Genomic DNA, 15,069 nt, shown 5'->3' with positions numbered 1-15,069 from the left:
GATCAAACTCGCTTCACGATGGCGCGGCCGAACAGGCCTGCCGGTTTCACGACCAGGACGACGATGATCAGCGCAAGCGCGATCGGAAGTTTCAGCTCATTGCCGACGCCGGGGATGTAGGTGCCGACGAGGTTCTCGAAGACGCCGACCAGGAAGCCGCCCATGACGGCGCCGAACGGGCTCGACAGGCCGCCGAGCACGGCCGCGGCAAACCCGTAGATCAGTACGCCGAGCATCATGTTCGGCTCGAGGAACACCACCGGCGCGATCATCATGCCGGCGATCGAGCCGATCGCGGACGCCATGCCCCAGCCCAGCGCGATCATCCACGAGGTGTTGATGCCGACGAGGCGCGCCGATTCCGGCAGCGAGGCGGCGGCGCGCATCGCCAAACCCACCCGGGTGAAGCGGAAGAAGAAGAACAGCAGGAGCAGCATCAACAGCGTGATGCCGATCATGCCGGCCTGGTGGGTCGAGATCAGCTGGCTGCCGAGGAACGGCGAGGAGCCGAACGGCGTCGGATACTGCTTGATGGTGAAGTCCCAGATCAGGCCGGCGACCGAGTTGATGATCGCGTAGAGTGCGATGAAGCCGGCGACGTTGGTCAGGATCGGCGCCTTCGCCAGCGGCTTGAACAGCAGCCGCTCGATGACGATGCCGGCGAGGAACGAGAACGCGACGGTGAGCACGAAGGCGCCCCAGTACGGCACGCCCCATTGCATCAGCTGCCAGGACACGAAGGTCGAGAACATCGCCATTTCGCCCTGGGCGAAATTCAGATGGTCGATGGCCTGGTAGATCATGACCACCGCGAGCGCCATGCAGGCATAGATCGCGCCGGTGGCGATGCCGGCCAGGACCTGGTTGGCAAAAAGCTCCATTGTGCCAGCTCCCTCAGTAGCCGAGATAGGATTTGCGGACGTCTTCGTTGTTCGCGATGTCCTTGGCATTGCCCGACATCACGATCCGTCCGGTTTCGATCACATAGGCCTGGTCGGCGAGCTCGAGCGCGAGCTGCGCATTCTGCTCGACCACCAGGATGGTCACCTTTTCCTCGCGATTGATCTTGCCGAGGATGCGGAACAGGTCGCGCACGATCAGCGGCGCGAGGCCGAACGACGGCTCGTCGAGCAGCATCAGGCGCGGCCGCAGCATCAGCGCGCGCGCCACCGCGAGCATCTGCTGCTCGCCGCCGGACAGCGTGCCGGCCTGCTGGGTGTAGCGCTGCTTCAGCACCGGGAAATGCTCGTACATCCGCTCGATGTCGGCGCCGATCGCCTTCTTGTCGGCGCGGCTGATGGCGCCGAGCTGCAGGTTCTCCTCCACCGTCATGTTGGTGAAGGTGCCGCGGCCCTGCGGCACGTGGGCGATGCCGAGGCGGACCACGTTCTCGGTCGAGCGCGTGCCGATCGGCTTGCCCTCGAACTCGATCGCGCCGGTCGAGCGCACCATGTTGCAGATCGCCCGCAGCGTCGTGGTCTTGCCGGCGCCGTTGGCGCCGAGCAGGGTGGTCAGCGAGCCCTCGTTGAGCGAGAAGTTGAGGCCGTGCAGGGCCTGGACCTGGCCGTAATAGGCGCGCAGGTCCTTGACGTTGAGCATCGTGGTCATTGGTCCTTGCTCCCCAGATAGGCCTTGATGACGTCGGGGTCGGCCTGGACCTGGGCCGGCGTGCCTTCGGCAAGCTTGCGGCCGAAATTGAGCGCGACGACGTGGTCGGCGATCGACATCACGAGACCCATGTGATGCTCGACCAGCAGCACGGTGATCTTGCGGTCGTCGCGGATTTTGCGGATCAGGTCGCCGAGCACGTAGACTTCCTCGTGATTGAGGCCGCCGGCCGGCTCGTCGAGCAGCAGGATCTTCGGATCCGCGGCCAGGGCACGCGCCAGTTCGACGCGCTTCTGGGTGCCGAACGGAAGTCCCGAGACCACGGTGTGGGCGACGTCCTCGAGATCGAGATAGCCGAGGATGTCGTGCACCTTCTTGTTCATGTCGGTCTCGCCGCGGCGGACCCAGGCGAGGCGCAGCGAGTCGCTGACGATGTCGCTCGAGGTGCGCGCATGCGCGCCGACGCGCACATTGTCGATCACGGACAGGTTGGGAAACAGCGCGACGTTCTGGAAGGTGCGGCCGATGCCGATCTCGGCGATCCGGTGCGGCGGGCGCGACAGGATGCTCTTGCCTTCCATCAGGATGTCGCCGGACGACGGCTGATAGAGCCGCGACAGGCAATTGAACAGCGTCGTCTTGCCGGCGCCGTTCGGCCCGATCAGCCCGAGGATCTGCCCATGGCGCATGTCGAACGACACGCCGTTCAGTGCGATGATGCCGCCGAACACGACGCTGACGTCGCGAACCGCGAGCAGAGGATCATTCCCCTGCGCGAGCTGTGCCTGCGTCATCTCGTCTCGCCCGCCGTCGTCGAGCGGTGCGAGCGGCCCTGCGATGTGTTTCGCTGGACGTGATGGAGGCTATCTGATCCCCTCGGCCAAACGTGCAACTTTCCCTCCTACTCTGGTCTTTTTGCGTTCTTCTTTTTTGGATTGCGGCGCCATTCCACCGAGCGCCTGCTCGATGTTCCTTACCATCGCCACAAGACGAGGTCCAATGTCGTTGAGCAATCTGTCTTCCGTGAAGCGGAATGCCGGCGCGCCGCAATTGAAGGCATACGGACCGGTTCCGTCGTTCAATCTCAATGCAACGCCGACTGCGGCGACGTCGTTCTGCCAGTCGCCTGCGGACATCGTGAAGCCGTGCTTCGCGACCGTCTCGCCGGAGCGCTCGATGCCGTCGCGCATCTTGGCCCAGCGGCTGCCGTAGTGATCGCGCAGCTCGCGCAGTAAAGCCGCGCGTTCGTCGGGCGGCAATGCCCAAATATAGGCACGTCCCATCGCCGTGGTTGCGATCGGCACCCGCGAGCCGACGTCGAGTTGCACGCCGAGCGCCAGGCCGTTCCGGCTCTGGCCGAAATAGATCATGCTGTGGCGGTCGCGGCCGCCGACGGCGACCGCGCCACCGGTCGCGCGCATCACTTCTTCTCGATAGGGCTCGGACAAATGCCGAACGCCGAGATTGGCGAGCGCGGCGTAGCCGAGTGCCATCGCCGACGGCGCGAGCTGGTACTTCTCGAACTTCGGTACAGGTGTAAGGTATCCCAGCTTGGTGAGCGTGTAGGTCAGTCGGGAAATGGTTGGCTTCGGTAACTTGGTGCGGGCTGCAATCTCCTGATTGCCGAGCAGCCCGTCATTGGGCTGGAATGCGCGCAGGACGTCCAGTCCGCGGGAAAGCGCGACGACGAAATTGCGATCGGTCGCTGCTTTCTTGCTAGCGCGCTTCATTCCCTGCCCTTGTCATGCTCGTTGACAAGGCACGTGCTTCAAAATAACCCTCCATGTCAAGATGTGGAATTAAATTTCGCAGTGCGAAATTGGTCTAAACGTAGCGGCTCAACGCAAGTCGTGCAGCTACTCAACGCAAGTCCAAGAACAAGCATCCAGGGAGAGTCCCGGTGAGTGAAGTCGTCAAGCTCGAACGTCATGACAATATTGCCGTCGTCACGGTTAACAGTCCGCCTGTGAATGCGCTGAGCGCCGCGGTGCGCGGCGGCATCTTCGAATGCATCAAGAGCGCGATCGATGACGCGCAGGTTCAGGGCATCGTGCTGACCTGCGCCGGCCGCACCTTCATCGCCGGCGCCGACATCACCGAATTCGGCAAGCCGCCGAAGCCGCCCGGGCTCGCCGAAGTGCTGAGCCTGATGGAGAGTTCGCCGAAGCCGATCGTTGCCGCGATCCACGGCACCGCGCTCGGCGGTGGCCTCGAGGTCGCGCTGGCCTGTCATTATCGTGTCGCCACCAAGGACGCCAAGCTCGGTCTGCCCGAGGTGAAGCTCGGCCTGCTGCCGGGCGCCGGCGGCACCCAGCGCCTGCCGCGCGCGGTCGGCCCCGAGCTTGCGGTCAAGATGATCGTCGGCGGCGATCCGATCGGCGCGGACGCGGCGCTGAAGGCCGGGCTGATCGAAGAGATCGTCGAGGGACCGGCCTCGGGCGGTGAGGCATTTGCGCGCAAGGTGGTCGCCGAGAAGCGTCCGCTGCGCAAGCTGCGCGACGACGACAGCAAGCTCGCCGCGGCCAAGGCCGATCGTTCGATCTTCACCAATGCCGTCGCTGCGCTGACCAAGAAGTCGCGCGGCCTCGAGGCGCCGTTCGCCGCAGCCGACGCCGTCGGCGCCGCGATCGACCTGCCGTTCGATGAGGGCCTGAAGAAGGAGCGCGAAGGCTTCCTCAAGCTGATGAACGGCGACCAGTCCAAGGCGCAGCGCTACGCCTTCTTCGCCGAGCGCGAAGCCGCCAAGATCTCCGGTGTCCCCGAGGGCACCAAGGGCCGCAACGTGGCGCGCGTCGCCATTCTCGGTGCCGGCACCATGGGCGGCGGCATCGCGATGTCGTTCGCCAATGCCGGCATCCCGGTCACCCTGATCGAGACCGGCGAGGAGCAGCTCAAGCGCGGCATGGGCATCATGCAGAAGAACTACGAGGCGACCGCCGCGCGCGGTGGCATCCCGGCGGACGCGCCCGCCAAGCGCATGGCACTGATCAACGGCGTCGTCGGCATCGAGAACGTCGGCGACGCCGATCTCGTGATCGAGGCGGTGTTCGAGACCATGGCGGTCAAGAAGGAAGTGTTCGGCAAGCTCGACCAGTATGCCAAGCCAGGCGCGGTGCTGGCCTCCAACACCTCCTATCTCAACATCGACGAGATCGCGAAGTCGACCAAGCGTCCGCAGGACGTGCTCGGCATGCACTTCTTCTCGCCGGCCAACGTCATGAAGCTCTGCGAGATCGTGCGCGCCGACAAGACCGCGCCGGACGCGCTGGTCACCGCCGTCTCGATCGCCCGCAAGATCGCCAAGGTGCCGGCCGTGGTCGGCGTCTGCGACGGCTTCGTCGGCAACCGCATGCTGGCGCAGCGCGGCAAGCAGTCCGAGAAGCTGCTGTTCGAGGGCGCCCTGCCGCAGCAGGTGGACGCCGTGGTGACGAAGTTCGGCATGCCGATGGGCCCGTTCGCGATGGGCGATCTCGCCGGTCTCGATATCGGCTGGCGCTCGCGCAAGGACCGCGGCATCAAGTCGGAGATCGCCGACGCGCTCTGCGAAGCCGGCCGCTTCGGCCAGAAGACCGGCAAGGGCTACTACAAGTACGAGGCGGGCTCGCGCGCGGCGCTGCCCGATCCCGAGGTCGAGAAGCTGATCGACGAGACGCTGGCGCGCCTCGGCCGCAAGAAGCGCGTCGTCAGCGACGACGAGATCCTCGAGCGCATGATGTACCCGATGATCAACGAAGGCGCGAAGATCCTCGCCGAGGGCATCGCGGTGCGTCCGTCGGATATCGACGTGGTCTGGCTCTATGGCTATGGCTGGCCGATCTATCGCGGCGGTCCGATGTTCTGGGCCGACACCGTCGGCCTCAAGCACATCGCCGATCGCCTGGCCTTCTACGCCAAGGAGACCAACGATCCCTCGCTCGAGCCGGCGCCGCTGCTCAAGAAGCTCGCCGACGAGGGCAAGACCTTCGCCTCGCTCGCCGCGCCGTCGAAGGCGGCGTGATCTTTCTTGGGGCCGCTGGCTCGGTGTTCGGGTTCCCTCTCCCTTTGTGGGAGAGGGTTAGGGAGAGGGTGGCCGCATCGGGACTTCCCGTGTGAACCCCCTTCCCCAACCCCTCCCCACAAGGGGGAGGGGAGCCCACACGCCGGTGCTCACCTAACAGGTGTTGAACGTTTCCATGACCTATCCCGGCGAACAATATTATCCCAACGGCGTGCGGTGGAGCGACGAGATCACGCGCGGCACGCTGCCGGATCTGCTCTCGAGCGCCGCCGCCGAGTTCGGCGCGCGCCCGGTGCTCGAATTCCGCGACCGGCCGATCAGCTACGCCGAGCTGGAGGCCCTGGTCGAGACCGCTGCTGCGGCCTTCATGCGGGCCGGCTACGGCAAGGGCACGTCGGTCGCGCTGTTCCTCGGCAATTCGCCTGACCATCCGATCAATTTCTTCGGCGCGCTGAAAGCCGGCGCCCGCGTCGTGCATCTGTCGCCGCTCGACGGCGAGATCGCGCTGTCGCACAAACTCTCCGACTCCGGCGCGCGGGTGCTGGTCACCAGCAATCTCTCGGCGCTGTTGCCGACCGCGCTGAAATTCCTTGCCAAGGGCCTGCTCGACCGTCTGATCGTCTGCGAGGACGACAATTGGGGCAAGGTCGGCACGCCGCAAGCCGCGCTGCCCGACGATCCTGCCATCATCACGCACCGCCAGTTCATCGACGGCGCGACCAGGCCGTCGCAATGGCCGGCGGTCGACGTCGAGGACGTCGCGCTGCTGCAATATACCGGCGGCACCACGGGCCTGCCCAAGGGCGCCATGCTCAGCCACGGCAATCTCACCGCGGCGGTGTCGATCTACGACGTCTGGGGCAAGCCCGGGCGGCTCGAACGCAATGCGATCGAGCGCGTGATCTGCGTGCTGCCGCTGTTTCACATCTACGCGCTGACCGTGGTGCTGCTGTCGGCGATCCGGCGCGGCCATCTGATCTCGCTGCACCAGCGCTTCGACGTCGAGGCCGTGATGCGCGACATCGAGGTCAAGCGCGCGACGGTGTTTCCCGGCGTGCCGACGATGTGGATCGCGATCGCCTCGCTGCCCGATCTCGACAAGCGCGATCTCTCTTCGCTGGTGGTCGCCGGCTCCGGCGGCGCGCCGCTGCCGGTCGAGGTCGCGAAGATCTTCGAGCGCCGCGTCGGCATGAAGCTGAAGAGCGGCTGGGGCATGACGGAGACCTGCTCGCCGGGCACCGGCCATCCCAAGGAGGGGCCGGAGAAGCCGGGCTCGATCGGCTTGATGCTGCCCGGCATCGAGATGGACGTGGTGTCGCTGGAGGATTCCACCAGGGTGATGCCGGTCGGCGAGGTCGGTGAAATCCGCATCCGCGGCCCGAACGTCACCAAGGGCTACTGGAACAGGCCGGCGGAGACCGCGGAGGCCTTCGTCGGCGACCGCTTCCTCACCGGCGACATCGGCTACATGGATGCCGACGGCTATTTCTATCTGGTCGACCGCAAGAAGGACATGATCATCTCCGGCGGCTTCAACGTCTATCCGCAGATGATCGAGCAGGCGATCTACACCCATCCCGCCGTGCAGGAGGTGATCGTGATCGGCATCCCCGACGATTACCGCGGCGAGGCGGCAAAGGCCTTCATCAAGCTGCGCGACGGGCAGCCGGCGTTCTCGATCGACGAGTTGCGCGCGTTCCTCACCGGCAAGGTCGGCAAGCACGAACTGCCGGCGGCGGTCGAGTTCGTCGATGAGCTGCCGCGCACCCCGGTCGGGAAGCTGTCGCGTCACGAATTGCGCCAGCAACAGCCCAAAACATCTCAATCCAAACCACAGCAGACTGCATCAGGATCCCGCTCATGACCGACGCCGTTATCGTTTCCACCGCCCGCACGCCGATCGGCAAGGCCTATCGCGGCGCGCTCAACGTCACCGAGGGCGCGACCTTGCTCGGGCACGCGATCGGCGAAGCGGTGGCGCGCGCCAAGGTCGATCCGAAGGAGATCGAGGACGTGGTGATGGGCGCGGCGATGCAGCAGGGCGCGACCGGCGGCAACATCGCGCGCAAGGCGCTGCTCCGCGCCGGGCTGCCGGTGAGCGTGGCCGGCACCACGATCGACCGTCAGTGCGCCTCCGGCCTGCAGGCGATCGCGCTTGCCGCGCGCTCGGTGATCTTCGACGGCGTCGAGATCGCGGTCGGCGGCGGCGGCGAGTCGATCTCGCTGGTGCAGAACGACAAGATGAACTCGTTCCACGCCCAGGATCCGGCGCTGCTCAAGATCAAGGGCGAGGTCTACATGCCGATGATCGACACCGCCGAGATCGTCGCCAAGCGCTACAACATCTCGCGCGAGAAGCAGGACGAGTATGGGCTCGAAAGCCAGCGCCGCACCGCGGCTGCGCAGCAGGGCGGCAAGTTCAAGGAAGAGCTCGCGCCGATCACCACCATGATGGCGGTCACCGACAAGGCGACCGGTGCCGTCACGATGAAGGAGGTGACGCTGTCGCAGGACGAAGGTCCGCGGCCGGAGACCACGGCCGAAGGGCTTGCCAGCCTCAAGCCGGTGCGCGGCGAGGGCTTCACCATTACCGCCGGCAATGCCAGCCAGCTCTCGGACGGCGCCAGCGCCTCCGTGATCATGAGCGACAAGGAAGCCGCCAAGCGCGGGCTGAAGCCGCTCGGCATCTTCCGCGGCTTCGTCTCCGCCGGCTGCGAGCCGGACGAGATGGGCATCGGCCCGGTGTTCGCGGTGCCGCGGCTGCTGAAGCGCCATGGCCTCAAGGTCGACGACATCGATCTCTGGGAGCTCAACGAGGCGTTCGCGGTGCAGGTGCTCTACTGCCGCGACAAGCTCGGCATCGATCCGGAGAAGATCAACGTCAATGGCGGCGCGATTTCGGTCGGCCATCCCTACGGCATGTCGGGTGCGCGGCTCACCGGCCACGCGCTGATCGAGGGCCGCCGCCGCAAGGCCAAATACGCCGTCGTCACCATGTGCGTCGGTGGCGGCATGGGCGCGGCCGGCCTGTTCGAGGTGCTGCAGTAGGATTGTCGTCCCGGCGAAAGCCGGGACCCATACGCCGCGGCTTTTCTTTGGGCACATGCGGCAGCCGGCTCTGTCAAACGCGAAAGCCGGTGGTTGGGTCCCGGCTTTCGCCGGGACGACCAGGAAAGAAGCAGTTGAACTTTAAAAGGAGGATCCGATGGATCTCGCTTTCACCAAGGAAGAGATAGCGTTTCGCGAGGAGGTGCGGGAGTTCTTCAAGAACAACGTGCCGCCGGAGACCCGGCGCAAGCTGCAGGAAGGCCGCCATCTGTCGAAGGACGAGATGGTCACCTGGTGGCGCATCCTCAACAAGAAGGGCTGGGGCGTCACCCACTGGCCGAAGGAATATGGCGGCACCGGCTGGAGCACCGTGCAGCACTACATCTTCAACGAGGAGCTGCAGTCCTATCCCGCGCCGCAGCCGCTCGCCTTCGGCGTCAGCATGGTCGGCCCGGTCATCTACACCTTCGGCAACGAGAAGCAGAAGAAGGAATATCTGCCGCGGATCGCCAATGTCGACGACTGGTGGTGCCAGGGCTTCTCGGAGCCGGGCTCGGGTTCGGACCTCGCGTCGCTGAAGACCAAGGCCGAGCGCCGTGGCGACAAGTGGATCATCAACGGCCAGAAGACCTGGACCACACTCGCCCAGCACGCCGACATGATCTTCTGCCTCTGCCGCACCGATCCGGCCGCGAAGAAGCAGATGGGCATCTCCTTCATCGTGTTCAGCATGAAGTCGAAGGGCGTCACCGTGCGCCCGATCCAGACCATCGACGGCGGCCACGAGGTCAACGAGGTGTTCTTCGACGACGTCGAGGTGCCCTACGAGAACCTGATCGGCGAGGAGAACAAGGGCTGGGATTACGCCAAGTTCCTGCTCGGCAATGAGCGCACCGGCATCGCCCGGGTCGGCGTGTCGAAGGAGCGGCTGCGCCGCATCCGCGCGCTGGCCTCCAAGGTCGAGGCCGGCGGCCGTCCGGTGATCGAGGATCCGGCGTTCCGCGAGAAGCTCACGGCCTGCGAGATCGAGCTGAAGGCGCTCGAGCTGACCCAGCTCCGCGTCGTCGCCGACGAGGGCAAGCACGGCAAGGGCAAGCCCAATCCGGCCTCCTCGGTGCTCAAGATCAAGGGCTCGGAGATCCAGCAGACCACGACCGAGCTGCTGATGGAGATCATCGGTCCGTTCGCCGCGCCCTATGACGAGCACGGCGACGCCGGCTCCAACGAGAGCATGGATTGGACCGCGCAGATCGCGCCGAGCTACTTCAACAACCGCAAGGTTTCGATCTACGGCGGCTCCAACGAGATCCAGCGCAACATCATCAGCAAGGCCGTGCTGGGGCTGTAAGCCACAAGTTCGATGTCGTCCCCCGCGCATGCCCCGCCTTCGCGGGGATGACGAGTGGAGATCAGGGCAAGCGCCCGCGTGATTTTGGAGAGATGGTAAAATGGATTTTGATCTGTCCGAGGAGCAGCGCCTTCTCAAGGAAAGCGTCGACGGGTTGCTGGCGGATGCCTACGACTTCGATGCGCGCAAGAAGTACATGAAGGAGAAGGGCGGCTGGAGCAAAGCGCTCTGGGGCAAGCTCGCCGAGCAGGGCCTGCTTGGTCTGCCCTTCGCGGAGACCGACGGCGGCTTCGGCGCCGGCGCGGTCGAGACCATGATCGTGATGGAAGCGCTCGGCAAGGCGCTGGTGGTCGAGCCCTATCTCGCGACTGTCGTGGTCGCCGGCGGTTTCCTGCGCCATGGCGGCTCGGCCGAGCAGAAGGCCAAGTACATTCCCGGCATCATCGACGGCAGCAAGACCTTCGGCTTCGCCCAGCTCGAGAAGAACTCGCGCTACGATCTCTTCGACGTCGTGACCACGGCCAAGAAGAAGGGCGCCGGCTGGGTGATCGACGGCGAGAAGTTTGTCGTGCTCAACGGCGAGAACGCCGACACGCTGATCGTGACCGCGCGCACCAAGGGCGGCCAGCGCGACAAGACCGGCATCGGCGTGTTCCTGGTTCCGGCGGATGCCAAGGGCGTTGCCAGGAAGGGCTATCCCACCCAGGACGGCCTGCACGCGGCCGACATCACCTTCACCAATGTCGAGGTCGGCGCTGACGCTGCGATCGGCGATCCCGAGAACGGCCTGCCCCTGATCGAGCGCGTCGCCGACGAAGCCCGCATTGCGCTGTGCGCGGAAGCCGTCGGCGCGATGGACGAGTCGCTGAAGGAGACCGTCGAGTACATCAAGACCCGCAAGCAGTTCGGCGTTGCGATCGGCTCGTTCCAGAGCCTGCAGCACCGTGCCGCCGACATGTTCGTCGCGCTGGAGCAGGCCCGCAGCATGTCGATGTTCGCCACCATGGCGTCGGACTTCGACGATGCCAAGGAGCGTTCGTCAGCGGTTGCCGCCGCCAAGGTACAGGTCGGCAAGTCCTTGAAGTTCGTCGGCCAGCAGTCGATCCAGCTTCATGGCGGCATCGGCATGACCATGGAGGCCAAGATCGGCCACTACTTCAAGCGACTGACCATGATCGAGAACACGCTCGGCGACACCGACTACCACCTCCGTCGCGTCAGCGAGGGCGGCGGACTGCTGGCTTAAGCCGCGCGAGGTTGCATCCGCGCCAAGATCGTCATGCCCGGCCTCGTGCCGGGCATCCACGTCTTGGCGGCAAAGCAAGACGTGGATGGCCGGGACGAGCCCGGCCATGACGGACAAAAAGAGCAAGCCAAGAAAGAAGAGGGAGCGCTCGCAATGAAGAACACCCCGTTCGATCTCACCGGCCAGGTCGCGGTCATCACCGGCTCGAGCCGCGGCATCGGCCGCGCCTCGGCGGAGCTTCTGGCAAAACTCGGCGCCAAGGTCGTGATCTCCTCGCGCAAGGCGGATGCCTGCCAGGAAGTCGCCGACGGCATCAAGCAGGCGGGCGGCGATGCGCTCGTCATCCCCTGCAACATCGCGCGCCGCAACGAGGTCGAGGCGCTGGTCTCGGGCACGATCAAGCACTACGGCAAGATCGACATCCTGGTCTGCAATGCCGCGGTGAACCCGTATTACGGCCCGCTGCTCGACATCACGGACGAGGCCTTCGACAAGATCATGGGCTCGAACGTCAAGAGCAACATCTGGTTGTCCGCGCTGGCGATCCCGCAGATGGCCGAGCGCGGCAAGGGCTCGGTCGTGATCATCTCCTCGATCGGCGGCCTGCGCGGCTCGACCGTGATCGGCGCCTACGGCATCTCCAAGGCCGCCGACTTCGCGCTGTGCCGCAGCCTCGCCGGCGAGTGGGGCCCGAAGGGTGTGCGCGTCAACTGCGTGGCGCCCGGCCTGGTGAAAACCGACTTCGCCCGCGCGCTGTGGGAGGACCCGGATAATCTGAAGCGCCGCACCGCATCGACGCCGCTCCGCCGCATCGGCGAGCCCGACGAGATCGCCGGCGCCGTGGCCTATCTCGCCTCCGACGCCTCGACCTTCATGACCGGCCAGACCATCGTGGTCGACGGCGGCGTCACCACGGCGGCGACGTAAGGGCCGTTCCTTCGCCTCCCCCGCGCGCGAGGGCTATCGCATTTCGTGGCGGTGCCCTCGTGGCCATCCTTCGAGACGCCCGCCTTCGGCGGGCTCCTCAGGATGAGGTCTTGTTTTGCGGCACAATAGTAGACCCTCATGGTGAGGAGCGCCGCTTGCGGCGCGTCTCGAACCACGAGGCCAAGCACTTGCGCGGTCGCCAAGGGGCATATGCGATAGCCCTGCCCGCAAGCGGGAGAGGGCGCCGAGCTCTCCAAGCCTATCTGTTCGCCCTAAACCCGCTCCAGCGCCCGCTCAAAATCCTCGATCAAATCGTCGGGATGCTCGAGCCCGGCCGAGAAGCGAATGAAGCCTTCGCTGATGCCGAGCTCGGCGCGGGCCTCCGGCGCCAGGCGCTGATGCGTCGTGGTCGCGGGATGCGTCACCAGGCTCTTGGCGTCGCCGAGATTGTTGGAGATGCGCGAGATCTTCAGCGCGTTGAGGCAGCGGAAGGCGCCGGCCTTGCCGTCCTTCACCTCGAAGCCGACCAGCGTCGAGCCGGCGCCCATCTGCTTCTTCACCGTCTCGGCCTGCGGATGATCGGGGCGGCCCGGATAGACCAGCCGCGTGATCTTCGGATGCCTGGCCAGCGCCTCGGCGATCTTCGCCGCGTTCTCGGTCTGGGCGCGAACGCGGACGCCGAGCGTCTCCAGTCCCTTCAGCAGCACCCAGGCGTTGAACGGCGACAGCGACGGACCGGTCTGGCGCATGAAATTATGGATGTGCTCGGCGATGAAGGCTTCCGACGACAGGATGACGCCGCCGAGGCAGCGGCCCTGGCCGTCGATATGCTTGGTCGCGGAATAGACCACGACGTCGGCGCCGAGCGACAGCGGGCTCTGCCAGATCGGCGTCGCGAACACATTGTCGACGATCAGCCGGGCGCCGCCGCTATGCGCTATCCTGGCGATCGCGCCGATGTCGAGCACGTCGAGCGTCGGATTGGTCGGGCTCTCCAGGAAGAAGGTCTTGGTGTTCGGCCGCAATGCGCGCTGCCACTGGTCGAGATCGAGGCCGTCGACCAGGGTCGTCTCGATGCCGTAGCGCGGCAGCAGGTCCTGCACCACGTAGAGGCAGGAGCCGAACAGGGCCTTCGAGGCCACCACGTGATCGCCGGCCTTCAGCGGCGCGAGGATCGCGGTGGTCACCGCGGCCATGCCGGTCGCGGTCGAGCGCGCGGCTTCCGCGCCCTCGAGCTCGATCATGCGGCGCTCGAACATCGCAATCGTCGGATTGGAATAGCGCGAATAGATGAAGCCGGGGTCCTGGCCCTTGAAGCGCGCCTCGCATTGCTCGGCGGTGTCGTAGACGTAGCCCTGGGTGAGAAACAGCCCTTCCGACGTCTCCCCGAATTGCGAGCGGAGCGTGCCGCCATGGACGAGGCGGGTTTCGGGACGAAAGCGGGCGGTACCTTCAGATTCAGACATGTGACCTCCGAAGTGGCCATTTCTCCTGGAGAATGGCCACAAAAAAACCGGCCTGGAGCAACCTCCACAAGCCGGGATCACACTGTCCCCGGCCTGTTTAGCGACTTATTTAACGTGGCTGCAAGCCGGCCGGCTCAAATCACCACGGGATAAGTGCAGCTGATATTCCCTCGCGCCCTTTCCGTCAAGACGGTCATCGGATAACCCGTAAAAGCCCATATTTTGGGGCTTGATGGCCGCCTGGAGTATGATTTTTGGGCCATCTCGAGGGATCGCCGAGGGACCGCGCCGTGTCGTTCACGCTGGAAGAAGAATCCAACGGAATTCTGCCCGACCGCATGATCGCGGAGATGGCGGAGGCCGGCCTCATTCTGCCCGCCTACGACTTCGTCGAGAGCCAGATCCAGCCGGCCAGCCTCGATCTGCGCCTTGGCGACATCGCCTACCGGGTCCGCGCCAGCTTCCTGCCGGGACCCGATGCCACCGTCGCCGAGCGGATCGACCAGCTGAAGCTGCACGAGATCGATCTGTCCGACGGCGCGGTGCTGGAGACCAACTGCGTCTACATCGTGCCGCTGCTGGAGAGCCTGGCGCTGCCGCCGGAGATCGTCGCCGCGGCCAACCCGAAGAGCTCGACCGGACGGCTCGACGTCTTCACCCGCGTGATCGCCGACGGCACCCGCCGCTTCGACATGATCGGCGCCGGCTATCACGGCCCGCTCTACGCCGAGATCAGCCCGAAGACGTTTCCCGTGCTGCTGCGCGAGGGTTCGCGGCTCAGCCAGGTCCGCTTCCGGATCGGCGAGGCGACGCTCTCCGCCGACGAGCTCGATGCGCTGCATGCCGCCGAGCGGCTGGTCGATATCGACGATGCCGATCTCACCCATGGCGTCGCGCTTTCCGTCGATCTCTCTGGCGAGAGCTCGGGCGGCTTCGTCGGCTATCGCGCCAAGCGCCACACCGGCGTGGTCGATGTCGATCGCCGCGGCGGTTATGCGGTCGACGATTTCTGGGAGCCGATCAAGGCCCGGCCCGACGGCAGCCTCATTCTCGATCCCGGCGAGTTCTACATCCTGGCTTCGAAAGAGGCGGTGCAGGTGCCGCCGGACTACGCCGCGGAGATGGTGCCGTTCGATCCGCTGGTCGGCGAATTCCGCGTCCACTATGCCGGCTTCTTCGATCCCGGTTTCGGCTATGCCGGCGCCGGCGGCAAGGGCGCGCGCGCCGTGCTCGAAGTGCGCTCGCGCGAGGTGCCGTTCATTCTCGAGCATGGCCAGATCGTCGGCCGCCTCGTCTATGAACGGATGCTCGAGCGCCCCGACGCGCTGTACGGTCAGCGCATCGGCTCGAACTATCAGGCGCAGGGCCTGAAGCTCTCCAAGCATTTTCGCGTGTAATTCCGCGAGTCGGACTTTGCGTCATTCTCCGC

12 protein-coding genes and 1 riboswitch are annotated in these 15,069 nt (G+C 65.6%); of the genes, 7 read left to right on the top strand and 5 right to left on the bottom strand.

What is annotated here, in order from left to right:
- Nucleotides 1-2: 2 nt before the first annotated feature.
- The 4 genes from XI02_RS42575 to XI02_RS42560 form a co-directional block, all read right to left on the bottom strand.
- Nucleotides 3-881, bottom strand: coding sequence for a branched-chain amino acid ABC transporter permease (locus XI02_RS42575; RefSeq protein ID WP_016847577.1), 879 nt, complete (start codon nt 879-881; stop codon nt 3-5).
- A 13-nt stretch (nt 882-894) separates the two neighbouring features.
- Nucleotides 895-1,608 (bottom strand): ABC transporter ATP-binding protein, encoded by a 714-nt coding sequence (locus tag XI02_RS42570; protein ID WP_018269094.1) that lies wholly within the window; start codon nt 1,606-1,608, stop codon nt 895-897.
- Nucleotides 1,605-2,402, bottom strand: coding sequence for an ABC transporter ATP-binding protein (locus XI02_RS42565; protein WP_016847575.1), 798 nt, complete (start codon nt 2,400-2,402; stop codon nt 1,605-1,607). The genes XI02_RS42570 and XI02_RS42565 overlap by 4 nt, the downstream gene beginning before the upstream one ends.
- A 69-nt stretch (nt 2,403-2,471) precedes the next feature.
- Nucleotides 2,472-3,338 carry an IclR family transcriptional regulator gene (locus XI02_RS42560; RefSeq protein WP_018269093.1) on the bottom strand — a complete coding sequence of 289 codons (867 nt, stop codon included), beginning with the start codon at nt 3,336-3,338 and terminating at the stop codon, nt 2,472-2,474.
- Between the two features lie 170 nt (nt 3,339-3,508).
- On the opposite strand from XI02_RS42560, the gene XI02_RS42555 reads away from it, so the two are divergent.
- The 6 genes from XI02_RS42555 (at nt 3,509) to XI02_RS42530 (ending at nt 12,174) form a co-directional block, all read left to right on the top strand.
- A complete protein-coding gene (locus XI02_RS42555; RefSeq protein ID WP_172646518.1) occupies nt 3,509-5,605 on the top strand; it encodes a 3-hydroxyacyl-CoA dehydrogenase NAD-binding domain-containing protein in 2,097 nt (698 codons plus the stop codon).
- Between the two features lie 175 nt (nt 5,606-5,780).
- Nucleotides 5,781-7,469: a dicarboxylate--CoA ligase PimA gene (gene pimA / locus XI02_RS42550; protein WP_172646519.1), complete on the top strand. Its 1,689-nt coding sequence runs from the start codon at nt 5,781-5,783 to the stop codon at nt 7,467-7,469.
- Nucleotides 7,466-8,653 carry an acetyl-CoA C-acyltransferase gene (locus XI02_RS42545; protein WP_016847570.1) on the top strand — a complete coding sequence of 396 codons (1,188 nt, stop codon included), beginning with the start codon at nt 7,466-7,468 and terminating at the stop codon, nt 8,651-8,653. Before pimA ends, XI02_RS42545 begins: the two co-directional genes overlap by 4 nt.
- Before the next feature lie 157 nt (nt 8,654-8,810).
- Nucleotides 8,811-10,001, top strand: a complete 1,191-nt coding sequence (gene pimC / locus XI02_RS42540) for a pimeloyl-CoA dehydrogenase large subunit (RefSeq protein WP_057016017.1) — start codon at nt 8,811-8,813, stop codon at nt 9,999-10,001.
- 100 nt (nt 10,002-10,101) lie between these two features.
- On the top strand, nt 10,102-11,247 hold the full coding sequence (gene pimD / locus XI02_RS42535) for a pimeloyl-CoA dehydrogenase small subunit (RefSeq protein ID WP_172646520.1): 1,146 nt from the start codon (nt 10,102-10,104) through the stop codon (nt 11,245-11,247).
- A 153-nt stretch (nt 11,248-11,400) separates the two neighbouring features.
- Nucleotides 11,401-12,174 carry an SDR family NAD(P)-dependent oxidoreductase gene (locus XI02_RS42530; protein ID WP_038376643.1) on the top strand — a complete coding sequence of 258 codons (774 nt, stop codon included), beginning with the start codon at nt 11,401-11,403 and terminating at the stop codon, nt 12,172-12,174.
- Between the two features lie 272 nt (nt 12,175-12,446).
- On the opposite strand, the gene XI02_RS42525 is transcribed toward XI02_RS42530, so the two are convergent.
- On the bottom strand, nt 12,447-13,640 hold the full coding sequence (locus XI02_RS42525; RefSeq protein ID WP_018269089.1) for an O-succinylhomoserine sulfhydrylase: 1,194 nt from the start codon (nt 13,638-13,640) through the stop codon (nt 12,447-12,449).
- 76 nt (nt 13,641-13,716) lie between these two features.
- Nucleotides 13,717-13,796: riboswitch (SAM riboswitch) on the bottom strand.
- 182 nt (nt 13,797-13,978) lie between these two features.
- Here XI02_RS42525 and XI02_RS42520 point away from each other — a divergent pair.
- Nucleotides 13,979-15,037 (top strand): 2'-deoxycytidine 5'-triphosphate deaminase, encoded by a 1,059-nt coding sequence (locus tag XI02_RS42520; RefSeq protein WP_245164169.1) that lies wholly within the window; start codon nt 13,979-13,981, stop codon nt 15,035-15,037.
- Nucleotides 15,038-15,069 lie beyond the last annotated feature (32 nt).

The organism is Bradyrhizobium sp. CCBAU 21365, from assembly GCF_015291305.1.
In the GTDB taxonomy this organism is placed as follows: domain Bacteria; phylum Pseudomonadota; class Alphaproteobacteria; order Rhizobiales; family Xanthobacteraceae; genus Bradyrhizobium; species Bradyrhizobium elkanii.
Note: the sequence above shows the minus strand (reverse complement) of the source record. Positions and strands in the feature narration are given on the sequence as shown.

Coding starts and splice junctions, on each gene's coding strand:
- XI02_RS42575 (WP_016847577.1), bottom strand. CDS start 881: ATGGAGCTTTTTGCCAACCAGGTCCTGGCCGGCATCGCCACCGGCGCG.
- XI02_RS42570 (WP_018269094.1), bottom strand. CDS start 1,608: ATGACCACGATGCTCAACGTCAAGGACCTGCGCGCCTATTACGGCCAG.
- XI02_RS42565 (WP_016847575.1), bottom strand. CDS start 2,402: ATGACGCAGGCACAGCTCGCGCAGGGGAATGATCCTCTGCTCGCGGTT.
- XI02_RS42560 (WP_018269093.1), bottom strand. CDS start 3,338: ATGAAGCGCGCTAGCAAGAAAGCAGCGACCGATCGCAATTTCGTCGTC.
- pimA (WP_172646519.1), top strand. CDS start 5,781: ATGACCTATCCCGGCGAACAATATTATCCCAACGGCGTGCGGTGGAGC.
- XI02_RS42545 (WP_016847570.1), top strand. CDS start 7,466: ATGACCGACGCCGTTATCGTTTCCACCGCCCGCACGCCGATCGGCAAG.
- pimC (WP_057016017.1), top strand. CDS start 8,811: ATGGATCTCGCTTTCACCAAGGAAGAGATAGCGTTTCGCGAGGAGGTG.
- pimD (WP_172646520.1), top strand. CDS start 10,102: ATGGATTTTGATCTGTCCGAGGAGCAGCGCCTTCTCAAGGAAAGCGTC.
- XI02_RS42530 (WP_038376643.1), top strand. CDS start 11,401: ATGAAGAACACCCCGTTCGATCTCACCGGCCAGGTCGCGGTCATCACC.
- XI02_RS42525 (WP_018269089.1), bottom strand. CDS start 13,640: ATGTCTGAATCTGAAGGTACCGCCCGCTTTCGTCCCGAAACCCGCCTC.
- XI02_RS42520 (WP_245164169.1), top strand. CDS start 13,979: ATGATCGCGGAGATGGCGGAGGCCGGCCTCATTCTGCCCGCCTACGAC.